This is a genomic window from Bacillus sp. RC252 (assembly GCF_044909215.1).
Taxonomy (GTDB): Bacteria; Bacillota; Bacilli; order Bacillales; family Bacillaceae_G; genus Bacillus_A; species Bacillus_A mycoides.
The window spans coordinates 14642-40941 of the sequence record NZ_JBIYDV010000018.1 but is presented as its reverse complement, the minus strand read 5'-3'; the positions used below and the strand labels follow the sequence as shown (position 1 = coordinate 40941).

Genomic DNA, 26300 nt, shown 5'->3' with positions numbered 1-26300 from the left:
AAACCCAAAAAAGGAACCTGATTAGGTCCCTTTCCTCATAACCCTATGTTTTTCGAAGCTTGTTCTCTTTGCTTCTCTTCTTCTTTTACTAACTGCATATTTGCATAGGCTAAATTCGCAATCATTAAAAAGTGTCCACCTAATATTCCAGTACCAAATGCCCACATTTCCATTTCATGCTCAATTTCATACATAATGATAGCCCCTAATATTGCGGCTGCAAATCGGTTTAAAACTCCTAATCCAGGAGCCTTTTCTTTCATCACGATACTTCTTCCTAATTTCTCCACTCTGCGAGCTAATAGCCAAAGACAATATGCGCTAACTGCTAAACCAATACCGAATCCTGTCACTTGTTTCCCAAACGGAGTAACCGCCCACATTAGTAGTAAACCACTAAAGATCGTATACAATTGTAATCGATATACACGTAAGGCTACTTGAATCAAAATATCCGCTCCTAATTTCACATTTTATTATGTGTCAGAAGAAAAGCAGCAACTTACACAGTTGCTGCTTTCTCTTGTTCTTGTTCCATTTTTTGAATTTCAACACGTTTAATTTGATAAGCATCTTTTTCTAACACTTTAAATTCATAGCCTTCTGCTTCAACGTATTGTCCTTCTTCGATTTCATGATTTTGCATCATAATCCATCCACCGATTGTATCCACATCGTCTTCTTCAATGTGTAATCCAAACAAATCTTTTACTTCTGAGATAAGCACTTTTCCATCAACAATTTTATGATACTCGTTCACATGTTGAATTGGTGGTGCTTCATCTTCATCATATTCATCACGAATTTCGCCGACGATTTCCTCCAATATATCTTCAAGCGTTACAATTCCAGCTGTTCCTCCGTACTCATCATATAAAACAGCCATTGGAATTCGCTTCTTCTGCATTTGCAGTAATAAATCATGAATTGGAGTCGTTTCCATAACTTCAATAATCGGACGCATATACGTGCGAATCGATGATAAATCTTCTTGATCGTTGTTCATATATCGAATAAAGAAATCTTTTACGTTGACCATACCGATAATATCATCTTTATCTTCTCCAAAAATCGGATAACGTGTGTATCGTTCATTTTGGATTACTTTCATGTGTTCTTCTACTGAATCTTCAAGATAGAAACCAACGATTTCTGTACGCGGTACCATTATCTCTTTCGCGATGCGATTATCAAATTCAAAGATATTATTTACATACTTGTATTCAGCTTGATTAATTTCGCCACTTTCATAGCTATCCGAAAGAATAAGACGTAATTCTTCTTCTGTATGAGCTACTTCATGTTCAGAAGCTGGTTTCAAACCGAATAAACCAGTTATAACACGAGCTGAACCGTTCAATACCCAAATAAATGGATACATGATTTTATAGAACATCATTAACGGAGTTGCCAATAACAACGTTACTTTTTCAGCCTTTTGAATTGCCAGCGTTTTCGGAGCTAATTCCCCTACTACAACGTGTAAATATGTCATTAGCATAAAAGCAAGACCAAAAGTTAATACTGATGAAATAGAAGGATTTATGTTCCATTTCTCAAATAACGGGTGTAATAACTTTTCGATTGTCGGTTCACCTAACCAACCTAATCCCATCGCTGTAACTGTAATACCTAATTGACAAGCAGATAAATATTCATCTAAATTTGTTGTTACCTTTTTCGCTGCTAATGCGCCGCGTTTCCCTTCCGCAACAAGCTGATCAATGCGACTTGAACGTACCTTAACAATCGCAAACTCTGCTGCTACGAAAAATCCAGTAAATGCGATTAAAATCGCAACCATGACTAAATTAAATATTTCCAATGAATCCCCTTAGTTAAAAAACTAAGGTGTCCACCTCCTGTATACTATAATGTTTTCTTATTTGTTCGTTAGAAAACATAGCCCGATACAAAAATTAAAGAGGTCGGATTTCACTTATTCTATAATAATAGAGCAAGTGTCTGTATTAAAGCTGTCGTTTGACCAGATAAAGATTTCGATATTTTTTCACGTTGTGAATCAGTCAATTCATCTAAAAGAGGCTTTAACTCTGTTAGTTCTGCTTCTAATCTATGAATATGGTCTGTCACTTCATTCACATGTTTCGAAACGTGTTCATTGATACCGAGCAGCTTCTTCTCCTCGATCTTCTCTTTAATCTCACAAAGCGGCATATGCATTTCTTTGCACTTCTCAATAAATTGTAATGTCTCAAATGCTGTTTCGTCGTAATAGCGATAATTAGATTGAGATCGCTCCGCTTTTAAGATTCCTAGATTCGTATAATAATCAATCGTTCGTTTCGACACGTGAGCCATGAGAGCCAACTGTCCGATTCGATACACCTTCCCAACGATCTTCCCCCCTTGTTTATATTACTACCATCATACAATACATAAACTGTACAGTCAAACGTGACGGTTTATCATTCATAATTTATACAAAATTTATCGTCTCATCTTATACAATCTAATCTATTAATTTAATTATATAATAAAATACTTAAATTCAAAAAACCAAAACGAACGAAATATAACTATGAAATTTCCCGTTCCTTTCTAATTTAAGTACATATCATAATAACATCGATATCAAATTTTTTTTATAATTAGGAGGAAAAAATGAAAGCTGTTATTCTTGCAGGTGGATACGGAACAAGGATTGGGGAAGAAACTCATTTAAAACCAAAACCTATGATTGAAATTGGAACAAAGCCTATTCTATGGCACATTATGAGTTTGTATAGTCATTACGACATTACTGAGTTTATTATTTGCTTAGGCTATAAAGGATATGCAATTAAAGAATTCTTTCTAAATTACAACTTACACATGTCCGATTTCACGATACATTTAAGCGACAATACAATTACTAACCATTCTCATCGTATAGAACCATGGACAATTACACTGATTGATACCGGTCTAAATACCGAAACAGGTGGACGAGTTAAGAAAATACAAAATTTCGTCGGGGACGAACCTTTCTGCCTCACTTATGGCGATGGATTAAGTAATATAAATATAAAAGAACTGATGGCATTTCATAAAAAACACAGCAAAATAGCTACTGTTACTGCCGTACAACCTCCAGGCAGATTTGGTTCTCTCGTATTAGATAAACAGTCTGTAACATCCTTTCAAGAGAAACCATTAGGTGATGGCGGATGGGTTAACGGTGGATTTTTCGTTTTAAATCCTGATATTTTCAATTACATTAGTGGAGATAAGTCTGTTTTTGAAACAGACACTTTAGTTCAGTTAGTAAACAAAAACGAATTGGCCGCATATCAACATACTGGTTTTTGGCATCCAATGGATACATTGCGCGATAAAAATAAATTAGTCGAGCTATGGGAAAGTAATAACGCTCCGTGGAAGGTTTGGTAATATGGCTTCATCATCTTTTTGGAATAAGAAAAAAGTATTTATTACAGGACATACTGGCTTTAAAGGCTCATGGCTTACTCTTTTTTTAACTTCATTAGGTGCAGAAGTAGTTGGCTATTCTTCTCACCCCCCATCCACCCCTAACCTTTTTGAACAATGTAACGTATCAAAAGAGTGCATAACAATTAAAGGCGATATTACAGATTACGATTCTTTATTCCATGCCCTGAAACAACATAACCCTGACATACTATTTCATTTAGCAGCTCAGCCAATCGTCACCACTTCATACAAAAATCCTATCGAAACATTTAAAACGAATGTTTTAGGTACTGTTCACGTATTAGAAGCGGCAAAGCATATAGAAAGTATACGTGGCATCATTAATGTTACAAGTGATAAATGCTATGAAAATGATGGGAGCGGTAACCGGGCATTCGTGGAAACTGACCGACTAGGAGGTTTCGACCCTTATAGTGCTAGTAAAGCTTGTGCTGAACTAGTTGCAACATCATATCAAAAATCATTCTTCCACACTAACACTCTGAAACTTGCCTCAGTAAGAGCAGGTAATGTCATCGGCGGCGGTGATTGGGCAGAAGACCGATTATTCCCAGATATCATTCGTGCATATTTACAAGATAATACATTAAATATTAGAAACAAAAACGCTATTCGTCCGTGGCAACACGTATTAGATCCTTTACATGGCTATATTCTTTTAGCTGAAAACCTTTCGAAAGACGCCGAATATGCAGCAGCTTGGAATTTCGGCCCGATGAATGAACTTAACAGAACCGTTCATGATGTCATTCAATCTATAATAAAATTATGGAATCAACCACTAACAATCCTTTCCCCTCATACAAATACTCTTTATGAATCACCTATTTTAACACTTGATAGTACAAAAGCAGTAAATAAACTCGGTTGGACTCCTAAATTATCAACAGATCATTCTATCGCTTGGACTGTTGATTGGTACAAAAAATATGCATCTGGTCAAAATATGGAATCTTTCACGCGACAACAAATCGATGCATTCAAAAATTTATAAGGGGGCTATAAAATGGAACAGAAAAAATGCCGTTTTTGCCACTCATTACTCACAAATACTTTTTTAGATTTAGGCGTTTCTCCTCTCGCTAACTCATTTGTAGCTCCAGAACACTCATATAAAATGGAGCCATTTTATCCGCTGCACACGTTTGTTTGTAACTCATGTTTACTTGTACAATTAGATGAATTTGAATCTCCGCACAATATTTTTCATGACTATTTATACTTTAGCTCTTATTCCTCCAGTTGGCTACTACACGCTAAGCAATATGTAGAAATGGCGATTAAGCGTTTCAACTTAACAAACCATTCGAAAGTGATTGAAATCGCAAGTAACGACGGGTACTTATTACAATACTTTCAACAAGAAAATATCAAAACGTTAGGAATTGAACCAGCAAAAAATGTAGCAGAAATCGCTATCCAAAAAGGAATTCCTACTGAAGTGAATTTTTTCAGCAATGACTTAGCAAAAAAGTTACCACAAGCTGATTTAATCGTCGCAAATAACGTATTAGCACATGTTCCGAACTTGCATGATTTTGTTGCCGGTTTAAAAACATTATTAAAACACGATGGCACGATAACAATTGAATTCCCGCACTTATTAAACCTCATATCCTTTAAACAGTTTGACACAATCTATCATGAGCATTTCTCCTACTTCTCACTTATAAGTCTTCAAAAAGTTTTAGCTCATCATCATTTACAAATTGTCGATGTAGAAGAACTTGCAACGCACGGTGGTTCATTGCGTATTTTTGTAAACCATCACAGTGACTCATCCACTATCCATTCCAGTGTTACAAATATAATCCAAAAAGAAGTAGATCACGGGCTAGATACATTAGATTGCTATCTCCTTTTTTCTGAACGCATAGAACAATTGAAAATAAGTATTTTAAAGTTTTTTATCGAAGCAAAAGCTTTAAACAAACAAATTATCGGTTACGGCGCTCCTGCTAAAGGAAACACCCTTTTAAATTATTGCGGGATAGGAAAAGAGTTTCTAAATTATACAGTAGATAAAAACCCTCACAAACAAAATCTCCTTCTACCAGGAACCCGCATTCCAATACAATCTCCTGAAGAAATAAAACGTACAAAACCTGATTACATTCTCATACTTCCTTGGAATTTGAAAGACGAAATTATGAAAGAATGCTCTTTCATTCGTGAATGGGGCGGCAAATTTTTAGTAACGATTCCAGAAGTTGAGGTGATTGAGCCATGAAAAAAATCCTTGTAACAGGCGGTAGTGGATGGATTGGTAAATATGTTGTAAATTCCCTTATACAAAAGGGCTATGAAGTGCACGCCACCTACAATACAAATAAGCCTTCTCACCTTTCTTGCCATTGGCATGAAGTAAACTTACTTTGCGATGAAGAAGTAAAAAAACTCATTTACGACATGAAGCCTAGTCATCTCATTCATTTAGCTTGGGAAGCAGTGCCACCAGCGTGTTATGTATCTATTAATAATTACTATTGGCTTACATCCAGTATCTCATTAATTCAACACTTCACAACGTGCGGCGGAAAGCGAGTCATCGTTGCCGGTACTGGCGCAGAATATGAATGGTTTAACGGCGTATTATTTGAAGATTCACCGCTTCTTTCCTATAAAACCCCGTATTCATTATGTAAAAACGCACTACATTCCTGGCTACAATCATACGCTGGGCAAACCGGCCTCAGCATGTGTTGGAGCCGCATTTTTCATATGTATGGCCCTCACGAACAAGGGAATCGACTCGTTTCTAACATTATCACGTCCTTATTAAAAAATGAGGAAGCACTATGTACACATGGAAAACAATTAAGAGATTTCCTCCATGTGAGTGACGTCGCTGATGCTCTCGTAACAGTATTAGAACGCAATGTTACAGGCACAATCAATATCGCTTCTGGTCAATCTGTACAAATTAAAGAATTAGCTTCTATCATTGCTAAAAAAATAGGAAAAGAAAATTTAATTAAACTAGGTGCGATTCCTTTCTCTAAAGATGAACCTTTATTCGTCGGTGTTAATGTAGAACGTTTAAAAACTGAAGTAAACTGGAAACCGACGTACAATCTAAATACTGGAATCGAAGAAACAATTTTATGGTGGGAATCATTTATAAAAAAGCATAACGATACGCAGCACTAAAACGTAAATCCTTCGTCTCTCTCGCTAATTCCTTATACCATTCTTCTAATCTTTCAGGTGTAATAATGTGATGTGTCCCCATTCCTGCATGCTTACTACCTTCAGAAAGAGTCGGACCAATTTGTAATTTCCTCTTCCTCATCGCATCGTTCCACGGACTAAATCCAAACCATGCAATACAAGCAAGAGGTGGGTAATTCATAAATTCATGTGCAGTTAAATGCCTTCCAACAGTGTAGCTTCCATGTTCATTATTATGAATGAATCTACCTCTTCTCCATAATCTCCAATCTTCCGGTAAGTAACCGTGAAATCGCTGTTTCATTAAAGGTATTCCAAAGTTAAGTTCCGGATAATTATAGTTAAGATCATCGACCATAATAAGCCCTTCCAGCCAATACATCCTCTCTCCCAATTCATTTAGTGATTTCCAAAACTGATTTTTATCTTGCACACAAAGAAACTCAGTCGTATTTAAAATCATTTTCCAACCTTCTACTTCTTGTTCCACCCTCATCACTTCATGGTCTGTCGCTAATGCATCAAACTCTGGATTTGTAGAATCTCGCACTTCCCAATGCGGTGCGAATTTTTTGCAAATTTCGACTGAACGATCTGTAGAACCTTTATTAATTAAAATACCATGATCAAACAGTTTCGTATGATGCATAAGCCACCACGGTAATAAATACTCTTCATTGTAAAAATGAGAAATAACGGTTGTAGTTATAATAATCTCCTCCTCTTTCTCTATTAATCTACTTTTTCATCCTACTCTTAATATACTTATCAGTTATGTAATTGGTTTCTTTTATTTTTAAAATATGTTTTTCTACCATATACTATGCTTTCTTCGACAACCACCATTTTCTAAAGAATCAACTCCGTACAATTAACATCCCAATAAACTGAAAATTAAGTTATAATATCATTATAAAATTATGAAGGAGGAATGCGCTCATGTACTACAACACTTCATTCGAAAACGATCAACCTGTAGTCCGTCTATAATCTAAGACGGGCATTCATATAACAAGTGCACTATGCCTCGTCTTAGGGAATAAATCATAACCCTAAAAATAGACGGAGGTAATTCAAATGAAACAAACAATTTTAGGAGCTATATGTTTATCTCTAGCAGCAAGTATATGGGGCGGTATGTACGTCGTTAGTAAATACGTACTCGACTTTATCCCGCCACTTACACTCGTTTGGCTACGTTTTATTATCGCTTTTGTTGTTTTATATGTGATTTTGAAAATAACTGAAAAAAAGCAAAAGAAAAAAGTACCCATCCACAAAAAAGATTGGCTATTATTTGCTTGGATTGGATTCATCGGGTATTTCATTTCAATCACATGTCAATTTATCGGAACGAAATTATCCGATGCTCATACAGGCTCCTTAGTGACATCAGCTACACCTGCATTTATGGTTATATTTGCAGCGTTCATTTTAAAAGAGAAACTAACTACTCGTAGACTTTTATCAACTATAATAGCGACAATCGGTGTCATTATCGTTATCGGATGGGATATTGAAATCGGCTCCTATTTTATCGGTACAATCATTTTAGTTGGAGCCGCTATTACGTGGGCTTTACTGTCCATTTATGTAAAAATCGCTTCCGCTCGATTTTCATCTTTAATTATTACAACGTACGCAATATTCTTTTCACTCTTTTTCATTACACCTTTTATGGTATGGGAACTCCAATCAAGTCCTATTGAACATATAAACATGTACGTATTATTAGGCGTACTCTATTTAGGAATTGTCTCAACCGCAGGTGCATTTTTTCTTTGGAATAAAGGGTTAGAATTAATGGATGCTAGCATTGGCTCATTATTTTTCTTCTTTCAACCTATCGTCGGTTCAATACTTGGCTGGCTCCTATTAAATGAGACGTTAAGTAGTAACTTTTTCATTGGTGGTATCCTTATTATATGTAGCGTTATAATTACTACTTTTGAAAAGAGAACGTAGTATAAAAAACAGGCAGAGACTTAGTCTCTGCCTGTTCGCATAATTGGGTCTTGGTCGTGAAAACCAATGCAAATTGGTATATTACTTTGCAAACCACTACGTGCATTGATAAAACTACACACTGTTCTTGCGATTAAATATAGAGTAATACCTACAGCCTTTTTATCTGAATCAAAGCCATTTTCACCATAAATATCAGCTAGCTCTCCTAAAGATGGTCCTTCTATTTCATCCGTCCAATCACTGGCCCAATCATCATCCTCTACTTCAAGAAACATGTAATCGTCACAAACATAGAACTGACTATCCCACTCATTATCAAGATCATATTCAAAATAAATTGCCTTCGCTTCTTCATTTTCAGCGACTTTTAATGCTTCTTTCAAACCTATCCTCATACTTTCCTTGTATGAATCTAACGGAATCAATTTAACGCGCTCCGCATCCTCACTTGACGCTAGTGTGCTACAAATATCATAATACTTCGATTCTATTTGAGATACTGATAACGAAAATACGTCTTCCTGCATTCCCTCTAAATACTGAAAAATATCCAAACTATTTCACTCCCTACACTTTACGTAGTCCAATGTGCTGGACGAGACAACACTTTCGGTAATTTCGTATGTTTGTCCCCTTTCGCCGCATTAATTTGGACTTGCGTAAGAAAAATACTATTCGTAAAATCTGCCCCTCTAATATCTGCATCACGCAAATCTGCTCCAATGAGATCCGCTCCGCGTAAGTCTGTACCATTAAGGTTAGCCGCAATTAAATACGCCCCTCTTAAATTGGCTCCTTGTAAATCTCTCTTTTTTAGATTCGCTCCCATTAGGTCTGCCCCTCGGTGACTGATCCTTTTCTTACTTTTAAAATTCATTTCCTTCCAGACTAGTTCACTCGTTTCCAGAAGGAGAACATTCACTTCCGCTCGGTGTAATGGCACATTTACTTCCATTAACTCATCTGGACTTAAATTAGAAAGACGCTCTGTCTCTTCAATTGCTTCCTTCAGCTCTTTATGAATTGTCTGCGTCGACTTTAATAGAATAGCCTCATTCAAATACCACAGCATTTCATGAAGCTGATGTATAACTGGAAAAGCATCATACATTTTTCTCGCATGCTCGGCATCTTTCCGCCAATCAATTCCTTTAAACGTAACTTGAGAAATCTTTTGTCCAGCGCCGAAACATTCAAATACTGTACAACCTTTATACCCTTTTCCTCTAAGACTTTTATGTATACTACATTTATAATCTGATTGTAAATTTGTACAAGGTTTACCACCATCTTTATTCACCGCAAAATCTACTGATGCCGCAAACGGTAATGCCACACAACATAATCCAAAACATTTTTCACAATCCGCTTTTAAACTATTGTGATTTACATCCTCTTCTACATGGAAATAATCGTTATGATTAGTCAAAATATATACCCCCTGTTGTCTTTTGACTATTTCATAATATTCCAACTGCACTAAATAATCAATTTTAAAACAAATGGACCTATTTCATTTCAAACAACAGCATAATCCATCTATTTCTTTTCATTTAAAAAGGACACCCACTACAATATTAATTATAATTAAATTACGAACTTTCAAATAATAAGGAGGATTACGATGGCATTAGAAATGAAAACAAACTGTCAAATTTGCGACCATTCCCTTCAGCCTGATTCTGAAGCATACATATGCGTGTATGAATGTACATTTTGTGCACCATGTACAGAGGAAAGACAAAATGTTTGCCCGAATTGTGGCGGAGAGTTAGTACGTAGGCCGAAGAAGAAATAGAAAAAAGCAAAGCGATATCGCTTTGCTTTTTTCTGTTTTTGGGGTATATAGAAATTCTACCAATCACAAATTAAACGTTTAAACACTTAACACAAACAGGCTCTGGTACAACAACATCAGATTGTAACAGTGTTAACTTCCCTGTCGTTTCATTTCTTGAAAATAGCACAAGATTATGTGACTTTTCATTTATAGCAATAAGAAATTTTCCAGTAGGATCTAACACAAAGTCCCTCGGCCAATTTCCTTCTGTAGATGTATGTTCCACAAATGTAAGCTGACCTGAATTTTGATCCACACTGAAAACAGCAATACTATTATGACCACGATTCGCTACATATACAAAACGGCCATCAGAAGAAATATGAATAGCACTTCCTTGACTATTTCCATCAAACTCTTCTGGAACAGTAGAAATATACTGCAACTCTGTAAAAGACCCTTCTTCCGGATAATATGTTAACACAATGACTTCCGAACTAAGTTCAGTCATCACATAAGCGTACTTTCCGTCCGGGTGAAAAGTAATATGCCTTGGACCGCTTCCTGGGTTCACAGACAAGCTATTCACTTCTTTTAATGTACTATCTTTTATTCCATACGTAATTATTTTATCAATCCCTAAATCAACACCTACCACATATTTTTCATCAGGAGTATACCCCGCGTAATGTGCATGTGGTTTTTCTTGTCTTTCTTTATTTGGACCTGAACCTTCATGTGCCATAATAGATGAAGCAGGATTTACAGTTCCATTTTCTTCATCTACTTCAAAAGACTCAATCGTTCCTTTATGGTAATTCGCTGTAACTACCGTTTGATTTTCACTATCCACACTAATATGACAAGGCGAAGCCCCTTCTACTACTTGTCTATTTTGTTCCTCTAGCTCTCCAGTATGACTATTAATCGAATAAACAGCTACACCACCAGCTTCTCCTTCCTTTACAACAGAATAGAGATATTGATTACTTTTGCTAATCGTTACATATGTAGGGTTATCTAGCTTAGCCACCAATGTTACATTACTAACTTTTTGCGCTTCCGTATTTAAAGTAAAAGTATATATTCCTTCACTATTTTCTTTCGTGTAAGTTCCAACATATCCAATAAACTCTTTGTTATCCGTCATTTTCGTACCCCTCTCCCTATAGTTTTTGTTCATCACACTTCTTACTAAGCAACCTAAACTATTATTCATTGAAAGAATATCCTAAAAAATCGGAGTACCTCTTTATACGTTACCATATTTTTCTGCCAAATAGCCTCTAAACCCACTTTTTCTGAAAAGCTGCTATACTTTCATATTCTTCTTCCAAGTGACGGGCCAAACGAATATAGATCGGTGTTAAATCTTTATATTTCTCCACACTTTCCATGTTTGGCTCATGATAAAAATTGGCACCTACCATGTTAGAAACTACATGTAATGTATCTACTTCACCTAAGCTATATAAACCGAGGATTGCCGCTCCTAGGCAAGAACTTTCGAAACTTTCAGGAACGTATACGTCTTGATGAAAAATATCCGCCATCATCTGTCTCCAAAGTTCTGACCTTGCAAAATTACCTGTCGCTTGAATTTTTTTCGGTTCGCCAATTAGTTCTTTTAACGCAAGAAGAACTGTATACAAGTTATAAATGATCCCCTCTAAAACAGCACGTATAAGATGCTCTTTCTTATGATGTAGTCCAAGCCCAAAGAAAGATCCCCGCGCATTCGCATTCCATAAAGGAGCTCTTTCGCCTGCTAAATATGGATGAAATAATAAACCGTCAGATCCAGGATTCACTTTTGCCGCTATTTCCGTAAGCACTTCATATGGATCTTTTCCTAAACGCTTCCCATGCTCAACTTCTAACGTACATAATTGGTCGCGAACCCACCTAAAAATCATACCACCATTATTAACCGGTCCACCAATTACCCAAAGATCCTCAGTTAACGCATAACAAAAAGTCCTACCTTTCGGATCCGTTACAGGATGATTTGTGACAACTCGCACTGCACCGCTCGTACCAATTGTAATAGCAACTACTCCAGGTTCTATTGCATTTACACCTAAATTCGATAGTACCCCATCACTCGCACCGATTATAAAAGGAGTAGTAACAAGTACATTCAGCTCTCTTGCAAGTTCTTCATTTATCCCTATTAAACTGTGCGTCGTTGGAACAACTGTAGATAGCTTTTCATCGGTAATTCCTGCAACACGAAGAGCTTCCTCATCCCATTTTAAAGATTTCAAATTGAACATTCCTGTTGCTGATGCAATAGAATAATCAATTACATATTCCTTAAATAACTTATAGAAAACATACTCTTTAATAGAGATGAATTTATGACTTTTTGCAAACAACTCATCATGTTCATTCTTAAGCCAAACTAATTTCGAAAGTGGTGACATAGGATGGATTGGTGTTCCAGTACGAAGGTAAATTTCATGACCATTCATATCATTCTTTATTTTTTCTGCCCAGCTTGCGCTTCTATTATCTGCCCAAGTGATACATCTCGTTAACGGCTTCCCTGCTTCGTCTACAGCAATGACACTATGCATTACCGAACTAAAAGAAACACAAAGAATATCAACTGGCTGCACATTACTTGATTGTATAGTTTCTTTAATCGTATGTATGACCGCTTGAAAAATCTCTTCTGGATCTTGTTCTGCTGTTTCTGGTGCGGGAGAATATAAAGGATATTCAATCCCATGACTTGCAATAACTGATCCATCAATCGAAAACAAAACTGATTTTGTACTAGTTGTCCCAATATCTACACCAATCATATATTTCGAGCTCACTATGTAACCCCTTTCGAATTATTCCTATAACAAAAGAGCACCATGATGTATACAAAAAAGACGCTCCCTTATGAGAGCTACGTTTTAATAAACTTCTCTCTCATAAGGAGGTCCTTTTCATAACTATAGTGCTATTTTGAAAAGTGAAATCTTCATTTCATTATAACTTAGGCGCCTTCGCCCAATCCGCAGCAAACTTTTCAATACCTTGATCTGTTAATGGGTGCATAGCAAGTTGTTCAATGACTTTGTAAGGAATTGTTGCAATGTGAGCACCTGCCATCGCTACACGAGTGACATGGTCTGGGTGTCTGACAGAAGCCGCAATAATTTGTGTATCTAATTGATGAACATCGAATAATTCAGCAATTTTAGCAACTAATAATACGCCATCTTCAGAAATATCATCTAAGCGTCCTAAAAATGGAGAGACGTACGTTGCACCTGCTCGAGCAGCTAAAAGAGCTTGGTTCACAGTGAAAATAAGTGTAACGTTCGTTTTCACACCTTTTTCAGTAAGGTAGCGGCAAGCTTCTAATCCTGCTAGTGTCATCGGAAGTTTTATCGTGATGTTTTTATCACCACCGTTAATTTTAATTAGTTCTTCTGCTTGAGAGATCATTTCTTCAGCTGCAACAACATCTGGAGTTACTTCTGCCGAAACAGATTCAACGTTAGGTACTGCCTGACAAATTTCTGCAATACGGTCTTCAAACTTAATGCCATCTTTCGCTACTAAAGAAGGATTCGTTGTAACGCCAGCTAAAACCCCTAGTTTATATGCCTTTTTTATGTCCTCAAGATTTGCAGTATCAATAAAAAACTTCATGATTCATTCCCTCCATTTTTTAAACGCTAACGAGTTATAATTTTAAAATTTTTATTTCTTTTCTACTGCATGTCCGCCAAATTCATTGCGCAGTGCTGCTACAACTTTTCCTGTAAATGTATCATTGTCTAATGAGCGGTAGCGCATTAATAGAGACATTGCGATAACAGGAGTTGCTGTTTGAAGGTCTAATGCTGTTTCTACTGTCCATTTTCCTTCACCAGAAGAATGCATAACGCCCTTAATTTCATCCAGTTTTGCATCTTTAGAAAATGCATTTTCAGTTAATTCCATTAACCATGAACGAATGACTGAACCGTTGTTCCATACTCTTGATACTTTTTCATAATCGTAGTCAAATTCACTCTTCTCTAAAACCTCAAATCCTTCACCAATAGCAGCCATCATTCCGTATTCAATTCCGTTGTGAATCATTTTTAAAAAGTGACCACTACCAGCTTTTCCTGCATATAAGAATCCATTTTCTACAGCTGTATCCCGGAAAAGAGGTTCAACGATGTCCCAAGCTTCTTGATCTCCTCCGATCATGTAACAAGCACCATTACGAGCACCTTCCATTCCGCCAGAAGTTCCTGCATCCATAAAGTGAATGCCATCTGTCTTTAGTTGCTCATATCGGCGAATAGACTCTTTATAATGTGAATTCCCAGCTTCAATTAAAATATCTCCTTTTGATAACAGCGGTGTAACCTCATTAATAACAGAATCAACAACAGCGTGCGGAACCATAACCCATAGAATTCTTGGTGATTCTAATGATTGAACAAGTTCGTTTAAACTAGACGTACCTGTAGCCCCATACGCTTTCATTTCTTCCACTGCACTCGTATTTAAATCGAATGCAGCTACTTCATGTTTATGATCAATTAAATTCTTCCCTAAATTTAATCCCATTTTACCTAAACCAATTAATCCTACTCTCATAATACAATTCCTCCTTGAATTACCTTTCATCATAAATACATGTTAATAAAATGATAAATATCTTTTGTCATATTGCTTTACTTATAAGAATGTACTTATTTTTTCAATCCCTCATCTAACCACCATTTAAATTCACTTTCTTGTAATAGAGCATGAGCAGCATCCGGACCATACGAGCCAGACTCATATTCATGAAGAGGTAACAAGTTTTCTTCGAACGCTTCAAGGATTGGCTGCACCCATTCCCATGACAATTCAACTTCTCTCCAGTGTGCAAAGAATGTAGAATCTCCACATACAGCATCATAGATAAGCCTTTCGTAGGCTTCAGGTATTCCCACTCCTGTTTGCTCACAAGTAAAATGAATACGGATCGGTTCTAGCTCTCCATTGTTCAATGGATTTTTACTATTTAATTGGAGTGAAACATTTTCATTTGGGCTAATTTCAATGATTAACAAATTAGGCTCTGCATTTGGATTACTATCTTGATATTGCTGTTTTAATGTATTTTTAAACTCAATTACAATACGAGTAGACTTTTCTTTCATTCTTTTTCCTGTTCGTATGTAAAAAGGAACATCAGTCCAAAATGGGTTATCAATCCATAAGCGAGCCGCAACATATGTATCTGTTTGAGAAGAAGGATTTACTCCTGGTTCCTCTCTATACGCTACAACTTGTTGTCCTTTTATCTCCCCTGAAGCATACTGTCCGCGAATGATATGGTTCTGAACGTCTTCTTTTTTCACTTTACGAAGAGTTTCCATTACCTTTCGTTTTTCCTCACGAATTTCACATGCATTTATCTTTTCCGGCAGATTCATAGCAGTCATCATTAATATTTGCAACATATGATTTTGAACCATATCGCGAATGGCTCCTGCATAATCATAATATGCTGCCCTTTCTTCTACCCCAACCGTTTCACTAGCTGTTATTTGTACATTCGCAATATGTTCTTTATTCCAAATCGATTGAAGAACAGGGTTTGCAAATTCAAGTGCTTCAATGTTTTGAATCATCGGTTTACCTAAATAATGATCAATACGGTATATTTCGTCTTCTTCAAACGTTCGACTAAGCCTATCATTCAGCTCTCGGGCAGATGTAAGATCATGACCAAACGGTTTCTCAATCATCAGGCGCTTCCATCCATCAGTTTTATCCAGTCCACTTTCTTTAATATTTAAAGCAATTGTATCAAAGAAGTCAGGAGTAACTGAAAGGTAGAACATTCTATTCCCTTGTATATTTTGTTCTTCCTCCCTTTCACGAACTACTTGTAATAACCTTTTATAATCTTCTGGCTTATTCACATCTAACGGACAATAACGAAAATACTCTAAAAAATCTTCTATTTTCGGAGTACCTTCATCTTTGCGACGAGAAAAAGTTTCTATTGATTCTTTTACTCTTTTTTGAAAATCTACATGAGATACTTCACGTCTTCCAAGCCCAATAACGGATATTTGCTTTGGAAGCTTTTGATCTCTATATAAGTTATATAGCGCAGGGTAAATTTTCCTTTTAGCTAAATCCCCTGTTGCTCCAAATAAAACAAAGGTCATTGATTCCAATTTCAGTCCCCCTCGTGATGTATAGTCATTGTCACCTTAGTAAAAATGCATTGTCCAGAAGCTACTATTATTGTTGATCCAATCTTACTTCTTAACTTCTAATTTTTTATATTTGTCGCTTTCTAATTGTCCCCAATATTAATAGTGGCAATTCAAAGCATTTTCCCCAAATCCTACTTACTCATTATAACTTACATAAAATAACTTAATTATTAAAAGTAATTAAGTTGTTTTATGTCTATCATATTAACTACATAGATTATTATCGTCAAGAAAAGTGTCTCGAATTGAAGATTTTAATTCCGTAACATCTTATTAGAAATATGTTCATGAACTGAATAATAAAAAGGCAAGACCGAACATATTCTTGTTCGATTTTGCCTTTTTACTATTGTTTCAAATGATTTTTAACTGCCCTTATAACTAATTCATGATCCTCTTCTGGTGGTAATCCTGAAACTGTTATCATTCCAATAACTCCTACATCTTTTATTTGGACAGGAACACAGCCACCAAACGCAGCATAATCCGACCTATCTAAAAGATACTTTTCATTATATGGAACGCCCGTTATTTCACTTTGTATCTGCATATAATACGAGCTATGATTATGCAAAGAAACAACTCGTTTTTTACGCTCAATCCATTGCGTATTTTCCGCAGTTGTCCCTGTCATCTTGAAATGAAATAGTTGCACACCATTTTTCGCTATATCAACAGCAATCAATTTCCCTTCTTGCCTCGCCGTTTCAACGATAAATAAACCTATTTGCAGTGCATCTTCATTTGTAAAAGAGGAAAATTGAAGTGTTTCCTCCTCTATTAAAATTTGCTTACTTATTTCATTCAAATTTGAAGCGCTCATATGTTTATCCCCCTTACTCACTTTATGCCACATTGATATTTTTGAATTTCTGTGACTCTATCGTACGGCCTTTCCATATAACTAATACCGTAAAGCGTATTCTTTTCTTCTTGGTGCTATTATGAATTATATTTAACGCCTTAAAAAAGTATGTCCTTTCGTACTAAACATCTCGTATAGAAGTTTTCTTCCGGATATTTCTTACAAGCATAAAAAAACCAGTTACTTAGGCAACTGGTTCGCTAACAATTTCATATGGGATATCCATTCAACCAAACTAATGCTTGTTCATAATCATCAAAAAATTTCACAGATTCTTTTGTATTGGACTGTTGTAAATAATTCAGTATCTCCCCTTCTTCAAGGAGAAAAGCAATTGCCTTACTGTGATTCAAAATCGTTTCATTGAAAAACTTATCTTTCCATGCTTTTTGAACAGAAAAATGATCTGGCATGTACCCTTTTCTATCTACCAGCAATTTGTATTTCCGACCCTCGGAAATGAATTGCTGACAAACCTGCTCGAAGCCATTAAACCATTCATAAACATCATCTGTTTTAATCTTGCCAATAAGATGGGTAACAATTATATCTCCTGAAACTGTTGTGCTTATATTCAGCTTACTCAACTTGGAATCATCTCCCTTAGTTACAATTATGCGGAAATATCTCATAAAATCAATAAGATAAAATTGTTACGCATTAAAAAAGGACAAACTCTCCAAACGGAGAAGTCTGTCCCAAAATCGTTCTATTTTATTTTGCATTAGAACTAACAATCGTGAATTAGAATAATGATTTAATACTTGCTAAAACAGTAAGTACACCTACAATAATAACAAATACGTTACTCATTTTCCCTTTGTATTTAGCTAGTACTGGTACTTTATTGATTGCATACATCGGTAATAGACATAAGATAGCAGCAACTAATGGACCGCTTAGAGAATCAATAAGTCCAAGAATACTTGGATTTGTATAAGCAACAAACCAGCATGACAATACAACAAAAGTAAGGACGATTGTCTTAATTGTTTTTTCTTCAATAACTTTCCCACGTGATTTACCGAACTTAATAATCATGTCACGCATTACTTCAAATGCTCCGATATAATGGCCAAGGAAAGATTTTGTAATAGCCACAAAAGCAATGATTGGAGCTGCAATCGTGATTACAGGTGAATTAAGCTCATTAGCAAGATATGAAAGGATTGATAAGTTTTGCTCTTTTGCCATTTTTAAATCCTCTGGAGTCAAGCTTAATGTACTACTCCAAACGAAGAACATAACTACAGCGAATGTCATGATATAACAAACTTTTTGTATTTGCGCACATTTAGCATCAGTAGCTTCTATTCCATACGTAGCTCTCTGTTTTACAACAAATGATGAAATCATAGGTGAATGATTAAATGAGAATACGATGATCGGTAGAATCAACAGTATCGTTCCAAAATATCCTGTTCCTGTTGAAGCAGTAGAAACAGCTGAAAAGCTAAGCATTGACGTATTCCACTGTGGAATTAAAGATATTGCGATAAAAAGTAGAGAAGCTATGAAAGGATACACTAGCATACTCATGATCTTTACAGTAATATCTTGACCAAAATTCAGTATAGCGATAAGACCAAGAACTAATACAAGTGATAAAATAGCCCTTGGAGGCTCTGGCATGTGCAATTGATGCACGATAAAACTACTTGCAGTATTTGTAAGCGCAACCGAATACATTAGCACGATTGTATAAATTGAACCGAAATATACGATGTTAAAAATGATACTTGCTTTATTTCCGAAATACTCTCTAATTGTACCTGTGATCCCCTCATCAGCAGAATTAGAAGCGTATATCATTTTAGCCAGTGCCCTATGTGAGTAATACATAACTGGATATGCAAGCAATGTAATTAGTAGTAATGATAATAAACCACCTGAACCTGCATTAATCGGTAAAAAGAGCACCCCTGCTCCAATTGCAGTTCCAAATAGGCTCAATGCCCATGTAGTATCCTGCTTATGCCACTTTTTCGGATCTGCATATTGCTCATTTTCTAGTGCGATATTTTCAGCTTGAATTTCTATTTTCTTTGCAGTATTCCCGTTCATATAATAACTCCCCCTTGTATCCTATTCTTGCGTATCTCTTTATAGCTAACGAACATTCCCTTTTTTCGGAAAATAAATTCCTTACAAGTTGCCCCACATTGTATGTCCTTCATCATAATGAATCCAAATTGAAACATTCGCTAGTTAGCGTCCTAACATAAATGTTAGCGTTCACAAAAAAGTTTACTCGTACTATCCGCTCTTTATATAAAGACCGCTTAAGAAAACAATATTGAATAGACTTCATAAATACGTTGCAACATTTCTAATAACAGTGTGTTACTTTAATGGTTTCTCTTACTTACTTGTAACAGTAATTTTAGATAAACCGGCCTCTCTTCATTTATGAGGCATTTCTTTCTCAATTCTATACATCACTTTCATAACTTCGGCAGCATTTATGGTATTGATTACACAAGCCACTGAAGCACTTTACATACATTTCGCCTCTAATCAAACGCCTTTCTTTCTATTAATCGCATTTTTTATATTTTCTCCAGAGATCATAAAATTTCTCTCGACGCCCTCATTATAACGTGTATATTTATAAAATTAATATTTTTATATTTCCAGAAATATTTAATGGATATAATTTTACATGGATAATAATTTACAGTTAGCATGCAACCCTTGTTCCTATCGCTTATAACGGAATTAATCAGCAAAAAACACAGTAAAATATTGTTTATTCAAGCTACTCATTTTAAAAATATTTATATTCTTCTTTATCTAAAAATTTTATTTTGACTTAAAAAAGATATTCTAATAAATAATTAACGTAGTTAAAAAGAAATTTCTTTTTAAATACATAAACCAATTTTTAGGTTATATATTATCAACATTGCATTCATATACATTTTTAGGAAAATACATATTTTAACTTGATGACAATAAGAGAACCGCTAACATTTTGCAAAAATCTTCGCTAAACGAAAAAATAAAATAAGCTGCCCATATGGACAGCTTATTTACATCATTATCATTGTTAGGAGTGGGCAAACGAATCACTTCAATGTCATCTTAATTTTAGTTTTTTCAACTCTTCTTCAGGGATATTTCTATGTTTGTATTGAATGGGTTTTATTTCATTTCCTTTTAGATGATATTATTGCTTATTGCACGATCCAACCTATTAAAAACGAATAATGTAATCTTTAAAACCCCTCATTAACTAGCTCTTTTATCAAGTTTAATTTTGCAGAGAGCTCAATAAACCATTCTTCATCCCCTGTTAATAATGCAAGGTCTATAAGATAAAGGATTTGCTCCTTATTTATTACCTTTGATTCAGGGAGTTTGTTAACATGTTTACTAAAGAGTAAAATCGCTTCGTTCATTGTGTACTTGTCGTCACGTTTCACAATGCTAACTGTAACTACACCTTCCACTTCATCAAGTGATACAATGTAACCAACTATGAATTCACCCTCATTTGATATTCCACGAACCCAATCTCCCACTTTTAAAACATGATTATTATTTGACATCATACTTTTTCACCTGCTTATAAATATTTTTTGTAACGATAAAAAAGATATAAAAACCAATTTAAACTGTAATGTTTTTTATTACATTTATTTTTTTAGAACTCACGGCTACATAATAATTAAGCCGCTTAACGTTCTTGATTAATAAGATCAACAACTTCTTTCATTGTATAATTCTTTAAATATTCACCTAGATGTTCTTCCGCACCTAAGAAAATAGCAAAAAGAATTTTCCGCATGTTCGAACCTACAATACACTGATCATTTGATTCTGGACACTTCGGCTGCAATGCCCCTTCAGAGGTTATTTGATACATATTCCAAAGATTAATTTCACTTAAATCACGGGCAAAAATAAAACCTCCACCCGTTCCCTCTTTTGATTGTATAAACTTATGTTTTTTTAACAAACTTAGCACTTTGCGAATGCGTACTGGATGAACACCTGCACTTTCGGAAATAGCATTACTTGTTGACATCCGATCTGGCTGTAAAGCTAAATAAGTTAAACTGTGAATGGCCAAGGTAAAGTCGCTGTTCATTGTTGTCCTCCTACGATAAAAAATATGATTTCTCGTTTAGTAACATACTGTAGCCATAAATATTACAGATAGGTTAGTCAAACGTTAAAATATATAAGAAGCATGCTTAGCATGAAAAAATAAATTCCTTTATATTCTATCAGAACTCCCCTATATCTCCTAACTTCATTTAGCTTTTTAAGTTGCAAATAAATTTAAACAGTCCACTGTTTCTTAACTTGTTCTTCTGCCAATTGTTTAATTTTTGTCCAAATCGTATCTTTACTCACAATAACATTTGTGTGATAGTTTCTATCTTTATAATTAACTGTAACACATACTTCAATCACTTCTGTTTCCTCCTTTCAAAATATTACTTATTAATTAGCCATTTTTTGCAATTCTATATTCAAAAATGTTCGAACGCTACGCGGTAAAAATTTGCGAATTTCTTCCTCATTAAAACCAACCTGTAATCTTTTTTCATCCAGCATAATTGGACGACGTAACATTTGAGGATACTCAATTATTAATTTATAAAACTCATTAAGCGAAAGCGCCTCAATATTTATATTTAATTCCTGAAAAGTTTTAGATCTAGTTGAAATAATTTCAGTAGCACCATCTTCAGTTAAACGAAGAATGGATTTAAGTTCATCGACTGTAAGAGAATTTGATACGATATTTTTTTCGGTATAATCAATTTGATGTTCTTCAAGCCATGCTTTTGCTTTTCGGCATGAACTACAGCTTGCTGTCGTATATAAAATCACCATATTTTAAACACTCCTTTACTTTTTAAATTATTATATAGATTATTGAAATGTATTAAAAAAAATTACAGTTCAGAATGAAATACACGTTATATTATTCATTCGAGAATATTTAATTTATCTGTTTTTCACAAAAAATAGCAACTCACTTCTAAAAACTATACTGTAATTTTAAACTTTACAGTTCAATTAATCAACTGTTAAGTCTTGGATACATTCCATTAGCGGAACAAATCATTTTCTTTTGTACGAATGTCTCATAGTGTTACGGCTAACCACCTCTTTAAAGTACATTTTATCCCGCTATTTGAGTGCACCGCCTCAAAATTTGGCAAGAGCAAAAAAGTTAGGTCGAAGTCGGGCTCCCCTTAATAACCCAATTGGTAAGGTCTAATTATATTTCACTTTATTCATTTCATTCTTACATGTGCTACTATGAAATATAATTAGCATAATAAAAGCTACTGCATTGTAGGAGGAAATACGCGAACAAAAAAGCAAAGCGCCCACGCTTTGCTTCCTACAAAATCCCTTTTAACTTTTCACAAATTAACTTCGCTAAATATTCATAACCTTGTGGTCCGAAGTGTAAACCGTCCTTTTCATCATCTTCTACAAATCTCTTATAATCCTTTTCTTGAATCATTTCAGCGTACAAATTTAGAAAATGACTTCCTGTTTCTTTCGCCACTTCCTCAACCACATTTGCATATTGACCGAGTACTTCATTCGTTCTATTATGTTGCCTTGCTTCATCAACTGGTGCAGGACTAATAAGTAATACTTTTTCTGATGAAATCGCACTTACAATTTTCTCTAAATTTTCTTTGTAAGATTGTAATGGCACTGGATCAAATAACACCGAATCATTCGTACCAAGAAAAACTGTTACAAAGTCTGGTTTATATGATACTACATCGTCTTCAATCCTATGTAACGCATCGAACGTATTATCACCTGGAACACCCGCATTAACCACTTTCCAATTTGGAAACATCTCTTGCAAACGTGGTGTTAACCTCGGCGTTCCACCAAAAAATGTTTCATCAGCTGTAATACTATCACCAAAACATACTAACGTTTTCATTAATTTAGCACTCCTTTTACGTATGAAACAACTTTCCTTCTACCGCTTTCACATATCTTTCCGCAGAACGTTCAACTGCCTCATTTGCATTTTCTTTTACTACTCGGTGAAAGGCGTTATATAGACGATTAAATTGTAACGGTTTCACTCGATTTGCCATCTCTTCCACTTTCCTTGCTGGTAGTGGAATTAAGTTCGGATAGCTGTACATGAAGCTCACCCACCGCTCATCCGCTACAACTTGAATAATATCACCTGTTAATAAAATACCTTTCCCATCATTACCTTCTTCCCAATGTAATACAGAACCGCCACTAAAATGCCCCCCGAGACGATGTACAGTAATCCCATCCGCTAATTGTAAAGACTCACCAGACCAATAAATAATACGACTACTCGGACGCATCACCCACTCTTTATCGTCTTCATGTATATAAATTGGTACATCGAATGTCTCTGCCCATTCTACTTGGGTTGAATAATAATGCGGATGAGATAGTGCAATCGCATCTAATCCGCCCCACTCTTTTATCTTCTCAATTGTCGTGTCATCTAAATAAGTAATACAATCCCATAACAAACGATATGACTCTGTTTTTACTACAAATGCCGTTTGACCGATCGCAAATCCTGGTTTTGTCGTAATACTATACAGTCCATTTTCTTCTTCTATAATTTCATTTTTATACGTATCACTCGTTCTCAAGTTTTCTAAAGTTGTCCATGACTGCCCTTTCGGATTAACATATTGTCTCTCCTCATCACAAATAACACAACTTACCGGTTCTTCCACACTCGCTGCATACTGCACGCCACACGTTGTACAAACGAAATTATTCATAGTTATTCCCCTATCCCTTTAATTTTTTATTAAGCTGATATTTGTTGATCATTTTCTGCTTTTTTATTTTCAAGTGATATGCTTATAAGAGTAATAAAGTAGACAACTGTAACTGCCATCGGAATTACAATAAATCCTTTTTCCGCAAAAAGAATCCCACATACTGACGTTACTAATACAGTTCCTACTGATAAAAAACCATAACTTTTACTTTCATAAATCCATACATATGGTAAAAAATGAACACCTATTAACATCGCTACTACAAAAGGTAACCACTCCGGAAATTGAAAATATGCAAGTAATACAAACGGAATATTCAATACATTTATCCCACCAATTACTCCAGCTAAAGTCCCTAGCGGATTTCCTTTCGCAAACATATCAATTTTTAATAAAGCAGCTATCATTAAGCCGAAAGGAAACACACAGCCCATACCAATTAAATATACCCACACAACTTGCTTTTCTGAAAGAAGAACACCAGTTACGCTCGCTACAATCCACAATAAAAGACCAGCTATTATAACAGGAAATCCCTTCTTCGTTTTTTGTGCTAAATCTCTTTTTGCTTCTGAAATGTTCATTTCACTATCTCCCCAAAAATATTTGTGCTATAAAGCTAGCTCAATTTCACCTATCCAATAACGCCAAGCTACTAAGTAATCTTCTAAATCTTTCGGGTGGTGTCTTATACATGTATCTATACGTAAATATAAACCTATAACTATTTCCTCATATAAATCTCGTTCGTTTTTATGAAATACACATTGTTTCATCACATAATCAATCGTTTCTTTTGTTACATCTTCTGGAGTTGAACAGAACGCGTAAATTAAATCATATATAGGATCTCCTAGCACTGGTAATGGATCAATTACTCCATACAGCTCATTCTCTTGGAATATAAAATTATGAAACCCGAAATCACCATGTAATAAAAATGGCTGATTTATTCCAGTCCCTCTATTTGGACTATTCGCTAGTTTAAGAACAATTCTATACTCTTCCTCACTTATGTAACGTCTTACATTTTCATAAGCTTCCATCACATTTGCCGTTAAAAATTCATTCCAAGATTGAACCAGACTTTCTTTCCATCCCCAGCCATCTGCACCTGGAACAAATTTATACTTATTGATAACTTCTTTTACAAGTGTAATAAGCGTACTTCGTTTATGTCCTTGTTCGCACGAAGTACTACCTTCAAGGAAAGAATACACGAAATATGTATGTAAAGGTTCTTTATACAAAAGCTTTGAAAATAACGCATTCCCCTCATAAAAAGAAAGAAAATTAGCTTCTTCACGTATTACTTCCGATCCATTTGACTTCACAACATATTTTCCATCCAACAAATATACAGTACTTGTCGTTCCTCCGCTCAACACTTTTATGCTATTTGGATAATGTGAAATAACCTTCTCATTAACTAGTTGTTCAGCGATTACTGAAATGTTCATTCACTCACCCTCACATCTGAAGATTCCCTCAATTCAAAAGACAGCTTCACTATTATTTGACAATCGCAAGAGAATCCCTTCTAACATCTTAATATTGCAGAAATTAATTTTTATTTTATTAAAACGGCTTCCTTCAAGATTTCATCATATAATTCATTCCATTTATAATGATGCGCTGCACTCTCTTCTACTCTAACAAACATCCTTTTATCGGATTCATACTCACCGTCAAACTTATGCACTTCATTAATCTCCATCTGGTAGAACGGCTGATACCCTACTTTTGGATACGGACTATTTTCATTCCAATTTGGATTATCACTATGGTCAACGATAATATATCCAAATAAAGTACATTCTCCTTTTACATAACCTTCTTCCCACGCTTCTCTTTTAAAACATTCTTCTGGTAGTTCCCCTTCTTCTATATGCCCACCAGGAAAGTCCCAACCACGCTGCTCATGGGCTATTAGTAAAACCTTATTATTATGAAAACAAAAACCGTGAACACTCGTGATTCTTTCGTATTCTGGCAATATACAATCTTTTTTCCACGTTAACTTCACTTTTGATTCCCCATAATTTGCGTATATCGTTACCACT

Annotated in this window: 29 protein-coding genes; 6 read left to right on the top strand and 23 right to left on the bottom strand. The window is 35.2% G+C overall.

Annotated features, from left to right (window positions below):
* Positions 1 to 35 precede the first annotated feature (35 nt).
* From ABH960_RS22465 to ABH960_RS22455, 3 genes are all read right to left on the bottom strand, one after another.
* The gene (locus ABH960_RS22465) at positions 36 to 449 is read right to left on the bottom strand and encodes an ATP synthase subunit I (RefSeq protein WP_002190205.1); all 414 of its coding nucleotides are present in this window, start codon (positions 447 to 449) and stop codon (positions 36 to 38) included.
* Positions 450 to 502: 53 nt separating this feature from the next.
* Positions 503 to 1825: a hemolysin family protein gene (locus ABH960_RS22460; RefSeq protein ID WP_002137356.1), complete on the bottom strand. Its 1323-nt coding sequence runs from the start codon at positions 1823 to 1825 to the stop codon at positions 503 to 505.
* 119 nt (positions 1826 to 1944) lie between these two features.
* Entirely contained in the window at positions 1945 to 2322 is a 378-nt protein-coding gene (locus ABH960_RS22455) for a MerR family transcriptional regulator (RefSeq protein WP_002014021.1), read from the bottom strand.
* A 303-nt stretch (positions 2323 to 2625) separates the two neighbouring features.
* Between ABH960_RS22455 and rfbF the strand changes: the two genes are divergently transcribed.
* The 4 genes from rfbF to ABH960_RS22435 are packed head-to-tail and all read left to right on the top strand — an operon-like array spanning position 2626 to position 6606.
* Complete coding sequence (gene rfbF, locus ABH960_RS22450) at positions 2626 to 3393, top strand: glucose-1-phosphate cytidylyltransferase (RefSeq protein ID WP_404448510.1); 768 nt, start codon at positions 2626 to 2628, stop codon at positions 3391 to 3393.
* Position 3394: 1 nt separating this feature from the next.
* Positions 3395 to 4450: a CDP-glucose 4,6-dehydratase gene (rfbG, locus tag ABH960_RS22445; RefSeq protein WP_404448508.1), complete on the top strand. Its 1056-nt coding sequence runs from the start codon at positions 3395 to 3397 to the stop codon at positions 4448 to 4450.
* Between the two features lie 12 nt (positions 4451 to 4462).
* On the top strand, positions 4463 to 5686 hold the full coding sequence (locus ABH960_RS22440; protein WP_404448506.1) for a methyltransferase domain-containing protein: 1224 nt from the start codon (positions 4463 to 4465) through the stop codon (positions 5684 to 5686).
* Positions 5683 to 6606: an NAD-dependent epimerase/dehydratase family protein gene (locus tag ABH960_RS22435; protein ID WP_404448504.1), complete on the top strand. Its 924-nt coding sequence runs from the start codon at positions 5683 to 5685 to the stop codon at positions 6604 to 6606. Before ABH960_RS22440 ends, ABH960_RS22435 begins: the two co-directional genes overlap by 4 nt.
* Here the strand turns inward: ABH960_RS22435 and ABH960_RS22430 are convergent.
* On the bottom strand, positions 6575 to 7360 hold the full coding sequence (locus ABH960_RS22430; protein ID WP_404448590.1) for a glycosyltransferase family 2 protein: 786 nt from the start codon (positions 7358 to 7360) through the stop codon (positions 6575 to 6577). The genes ABH960_RS22435 and ABH960_RS22430 overlap by 32 nt on opposite strands.
* A gap of 344 nt (positions 7361 to 7704) precedes the next feature.
* Here ABH960_RS22430 and ABH960_RS22425 point away from each other — a divergent pair, with 344 nt between their 5' ends.
* Positions 7705 to 8592, top strand: a complete 888-nt coding sequence (locus ABH960_RS22425; protein WP_404448502.1) for a DMT family transporter — start codon at positions 7705 to 7707, stop codon at positions 8590 to 8592.
* Between the two features lie 20 nt (positions 8593 to 8612).
* Here the strand turns inward: ABH960_RS22425 and ABH960_RS22420 are convergent, their stop codons facing one another.
* Together ABH960_RS22420 and ABH960_RS22415 are read right to left on the bottom strand one after the other, a co-directional pair.
* Positions 8613 to 9149, bottom strand: a complete 537-nt coding sequence (locus ABH960_RS22420; RefSeq protein WP_404448500.1) for a hypothetical protein — start codon at positions 9147 to 9149, stop codon at positions 8613 to 8615.
* Between the two features lie 20 nt (positions 9150 to 9169).
* Positions 9170 to 10024 (bottom strand): pentapeptide repeat-containing protein, encoded by an 855-nt coding sequence (locus tag ABH960_RS22415; RefSeq protein ID WP_404448498.1) that lies wholly within the window; start codon positions 10022 to 10024, stop codon positions 9170 to 9172.
* A 195-nt stretch (positions 10025 to 10219) separates the two neighbouring features.
* Between ABH960_RS22415 and ABH960_RS22410 the strand changes: the two genes are divergently transcribed.
* Positions 10220 to 10393 carry a DUF1272 domain-containing protein gene (locus tag ABH960_RS22410; RefSeq protein ID WP_001162783.1) on the top strand — a complete coding sequence of 58 codons (174 nt, stop codon included), beginning with the start codon at positions 10220 to 10222 and terminating at the stop codon, positions 10391 to 10393.
* A 70-nt stretch (positions 10394 to 10463) separates the two neighbouring features.
* Here ABH960_RS22410 and ABH960_RS22405 read toward each other — a convergent pair whose 3' ends face one another.
* From ABH960_RS22405 to ABH960_RS22325, 17 genes are all read right to left on the bottom strand, one after another.
* Positions 10464 to 11525 (bottom strand): lactonase family protein, encoded by a 1062-nt coding sequence (locus tag ABH960_RS22405; protein ID WP_404448496.1) that lies wholly within the window; start codon positions 11523 to 11525, stop codon positions 10464 to 10466.
* A 136-nt stretch (positions 11526 to 11661) separates the two neighbouring features.
* Positions 11662 to 13203 carry a gluconokinase gene (gene gntK, locus ABH960_RS22400; protein WP_404448588.1) on the bottom strand — a complete coding sequence of 514 codons (1542 nt, stop codon included), beginning with the start codon at positions 13201 to 13203 and terminating at the stop codon, positions 11662 to 11664.
* Positions 13204 to 13360: 157 nt separating this feature from the next.
* Positions 13361 to 14029, bottom strand: coding sequence for a fructose-6-phosphate aldolase (gene fsa, locus ABH960_RS22395; RefSeq protein ID WP_404448494.1), 669 nt, complete (start codon positions 14027 to 14029; stop codon positions 13361 to 13363).
* A gap of 51 nt (positions 14030 to 14080) precedes the next feature.
* Positions 14081 to 14974: a phosphogluconate dehydrogenase (NAD(+)-dependent, decarboxylating) gene (gene gnd, locus ABH960_RS22390; RefSeq protein ID WP_001263669.1), complete on the bottom strand. Its 894-nt coding sequence runs from the start codon at positions 14972 to 14974 to the stop codon at positions 14081 to 14083.
* Positions 14975 to 15069: 95 nt separating this feature from the next.
* The gene (gene zwf / locus ABH960_RS22385; RefSeq protein ID WP_404448491.1) at positions 15070 to 16554 is read right to left on the bottom strand and encodes a glucose-6-phosphate dehydrogenase; all 1485 of its coding nucleotides are present in this window, start codon (positions 16552 to 16554) and stop codon (positions 15070 to 15072) included.
* 388 nt (positions 16555 to 16942) lie between these two features.
* Positions 16943 to 17452, bottom strand: a complete 510-nt coding sequence (locus tag ABH960_RS22380) for a heme-degrading domain-containing protein (RefSeq protein WP_002014036.1) — start codon at positions 17450 to 17452, stop codon at positions 16943 to 16945.
* Positions 17453 to 17670: 218 nt separating this feature from the next.
* Positions 17671 to 18093, bottom strand: a complete 423-nt coding sequence (locus ABH960_RS22375; RefSeq protein WP_404448489.1) for a SpoIIAA family protein — start codon at positions 18091 to 18093, stop codon at positions 17671 to 17673.
* A 112-nt stretch (positions 18094 to 18205) separates the two neighbouring features.
* A complete protein-coding gene (locus ABH960_RS22370) occupies positions 18206 to 19525 on the bottom strand; it encodes an aromatic amino acid transport family protein (protein WP_098167800.1) in 1320 nt (439 codons plus the stop codon).
* A 1154-nt stretch (positions 19526 to 20679) separates the two neighbouring features.
* Positions 20680 to 21015 carry an IDEAL domain-containing protein gene (locus tag ABH960_RS22365; protein WP_000987460.1) on the bottom strand — a complete coding sequence of 112 codons (336 nt, stop codon included), beginning with the start codon at positions 21013 to 21015 and terminating at the stop codon, positions 20680 to 20682.
* A gap of 125 nt (positions 21016 to 21140) precedes the next feature.
* Positions 21141 to 21554, bottom strand: coding sequence for an Rrf2-family transcriptional regulator SaiR (gene saiR / locus ABH960_RS22360; RefSeq protein ID WP_404448486.1), 414 nt, complete (start codon positions 21552 to 21554; stop codon positions 21141 to 21143).
* Between the two features lie 194 nt (positions 21555 to 21748).
* Positions 21749 to 21883 carry a BA3454 family stress response protein gene (locus ABH960_RS22355; protein WP_000573513.1) on the bottom strand — a complete coding sequence of 45 codons (135 nt, stop codon included), beginning with the start codon at positions 21881 to 21883 and terminating at the stop codon, positions 21749 to 21751.
* A gap of 30 nt (positions 21884 to 21913) precedes the next feature.
* A complete protein-coding gene (gene spxA / locus ABH960_RS22350; RefSeq protein WP_000236196.1) occupies positions 21914 to 22309 on the bottom strand; it encodes a transcriptional regulator SpxA in 396 nt (131 codons plus the stop codon).
* Positions 22310 to 22826: 517 nt separating this feature from the next.
* The gene (locus tag ABH960_RS22345) at positions 22827 to 23393 is read right to left on the bottom strand and encodes an SGNH/GDSL hydrolase family protein (protein WP_000855215.1); all 567 of its coding nucleotides are present in this window, start codon (positions 23391 to 23393) and stop codon (positions 22827 to 22829) included.
* 16 nt (positions 23394 to 23409) lie between these two features.
* Positions 23410 to 24234 carry an MBL fold metallo-hydrolase gene (locus ABH960_RS22340; protein ID WP_001058929.1) on the bottom strand — a complete coding sequence of 275 codons (825 nt, stop codon included), beginning with the start codon at positions 24232 to 24234 and terminating at the stop codon, positions 23410 to 23412.
* 29 nt (positions 24235 to 24263) lie between these two features.
* Complete coding sequence (locus tag ABH960_RS22335) at positions 24264 to 24821, bottom strand: DUF7010 family protein (RefSeq protein WP_404448483.1); 558 nt, start codon at positions 24819 to 24821, stop codon at positions 24264 to 24266.
* 27 nt (positions 24822 to 24848) lie between these two features.
* Positions 24849 to 25697, bottom strand: a complete 849-nt coding sequence (locus tag ABH960_RS22330; protein ID WP_097811016.1) for a phosphotransferase family protein — start codon at positions 25695 to 25697, stop codon at positions 24849 to 24851.
* Between the two features lie 110 nt (positions 25698 to 25807).
* On the bottom strand, positions 25808 to 26299 hold the full coding sequence (locus ABH960_RS22325) for an NUDIX hydrolase (protein WP_000256577.1): 492 nt from the start codon (positions 26297 to 26299) through the stop codon (positions 25808 to 25810).
* Position 26300: the final 1 nt, after the last annotated feature.

Bases quoted from the DNA above. Each gene is read 5' to 3' on its own strand.
- ABH960_RS22330 (WP_097811016.1), bottom strand. From the start codon at position 25,697: ATGAACATTTCAGTAATCGCTGAACAACTAGTTAATGAGAAGGTTATT.
- ABH960_RS22370 (WP_098167800.1), bottom strand. From the start codon at position 19,525: ATGAACGGGAATACTGCAAAGAAAATAGAAATTCAAGCTGAAAATATC.
- rfbG (WP_404448508.1), top strand. From the start codon at position 3,395: ATGGCTTCATCATCTTTTTGGAATAAGAAAAAAGTATTTATTACAGGA.
- ABH960_RS22380 (WP_002014036.1), bottom strand. From the start codon at position 17,452: ATGTGGCATAAAGTGAGTAAGGGGGATAAACATATGAGCGCTTCAAAT.
- ABH960_RS22455 (WP_002014021.1), bottom strand. From the start codon at position 2,322: ATGGCTCACGTGTCGAAACGAACGATTGATTATTATACGAATCTAGGA.
- ABH960_RS22375 (WP_404448489.1), bottom strand. From the start codon at position 18,093: ATGAGATATTTCCGCATAATTGTAACTAAGGGAGATGATTCCAAGTTG.
- spxA (WP_000236196.1), bottom strand. From the start codon at position 22,309: ATGGTGATTTTATATACGACAGCAAGCTGTAGTTCATGCCGAAAAGCA.
- ABH960_RS22410 (WP_001162783.1), top strand. From the start codon at position 10,220: ATGGCATTAGAAATGAAAACAAACTGTCAAATTTGCGACCATTCCCTT.
- ABH960_RS22335 (WP_404448483.1), bottom strand. From the start codon at position 24,821: ATGAACATTTCAGAAGCAAAAAGAGATTTAGCACAAAAAACGAAGAAG.
- ABH960_RS22365 (WP_000987460.1), bottom strand. From the start codon at position 21,015: ATGATGTCAAATAATAATCATGTTTTAAAAGTGGGAGATTGGGTTCGT.
- saiR (WP_404448486.1), bottom strand. From the start codon at position 21,554: ATGAACAGCGACTTTACCTTGGCCATTCACAGTTTAACTTATTTAGCT.
- fsa (WP_404448494.1), bottom strand. From the start codon at position 14,029: ATGAAGTTTTTTATTGATACTGCAAATCTTGAGGACATAAAAAAGGCA.
- ABH960_RS22425 (WP_404448502.1), top strand. From the start codon at position 7,705: ATGAAACAAACAATTTTAGGAGCTATATGTTTATCTCTAGCAGCAAGT.
- ABH960_RS22345 (WP_000855215.1), bottom strand. From the start codon at position 23,393: ATGAAAACGTTAGTATGTTTTGGTGATAGTATTACAGCTGATGAAACA.
- ABH960_RS22435 (WP_404448504.1), top strand. From the start codon at position 5,683: ATGAAAAAAATCCTTGTAACAGGCGGTAGTGGATGGATTGGTAAATAT.
- ABH960_RS22405 (WP_404448496.1), bottom strand. From the start codon at position 11,525: ATGACGGATAACAAAGAGTTTATTGGATATGTTGGAACTTACACGAAA.
- rfbF (WP_404448510.1), top strand. From the start codon at position 2,626: ATGAAAGCTGTTATTCTTGCAGGTGGATACGGAACAAGGATTGGGGAA.
- ABH960_RS22440 (WP_404448506.1), top strand. From the start codon at position 4,463: ATGGAACAGAAAAAATGCCGTTTTTGCCACTCATTACTCACAAATACT.
- ABH960_RS22340 (WP_001058929.1), bottom strand. From the start codon at position 24,234: ATGAATAATTTCGTTTGTACAACGTGTGGCGTGCAGTATGCAGCGAGT.
- gnd (WP_001263669.1), bottom strand. From the start codon at position 14,974: ATGAGAGTAGGATTAATTGGTTTAGGTAAAATGGGATTAAATTTAGGG.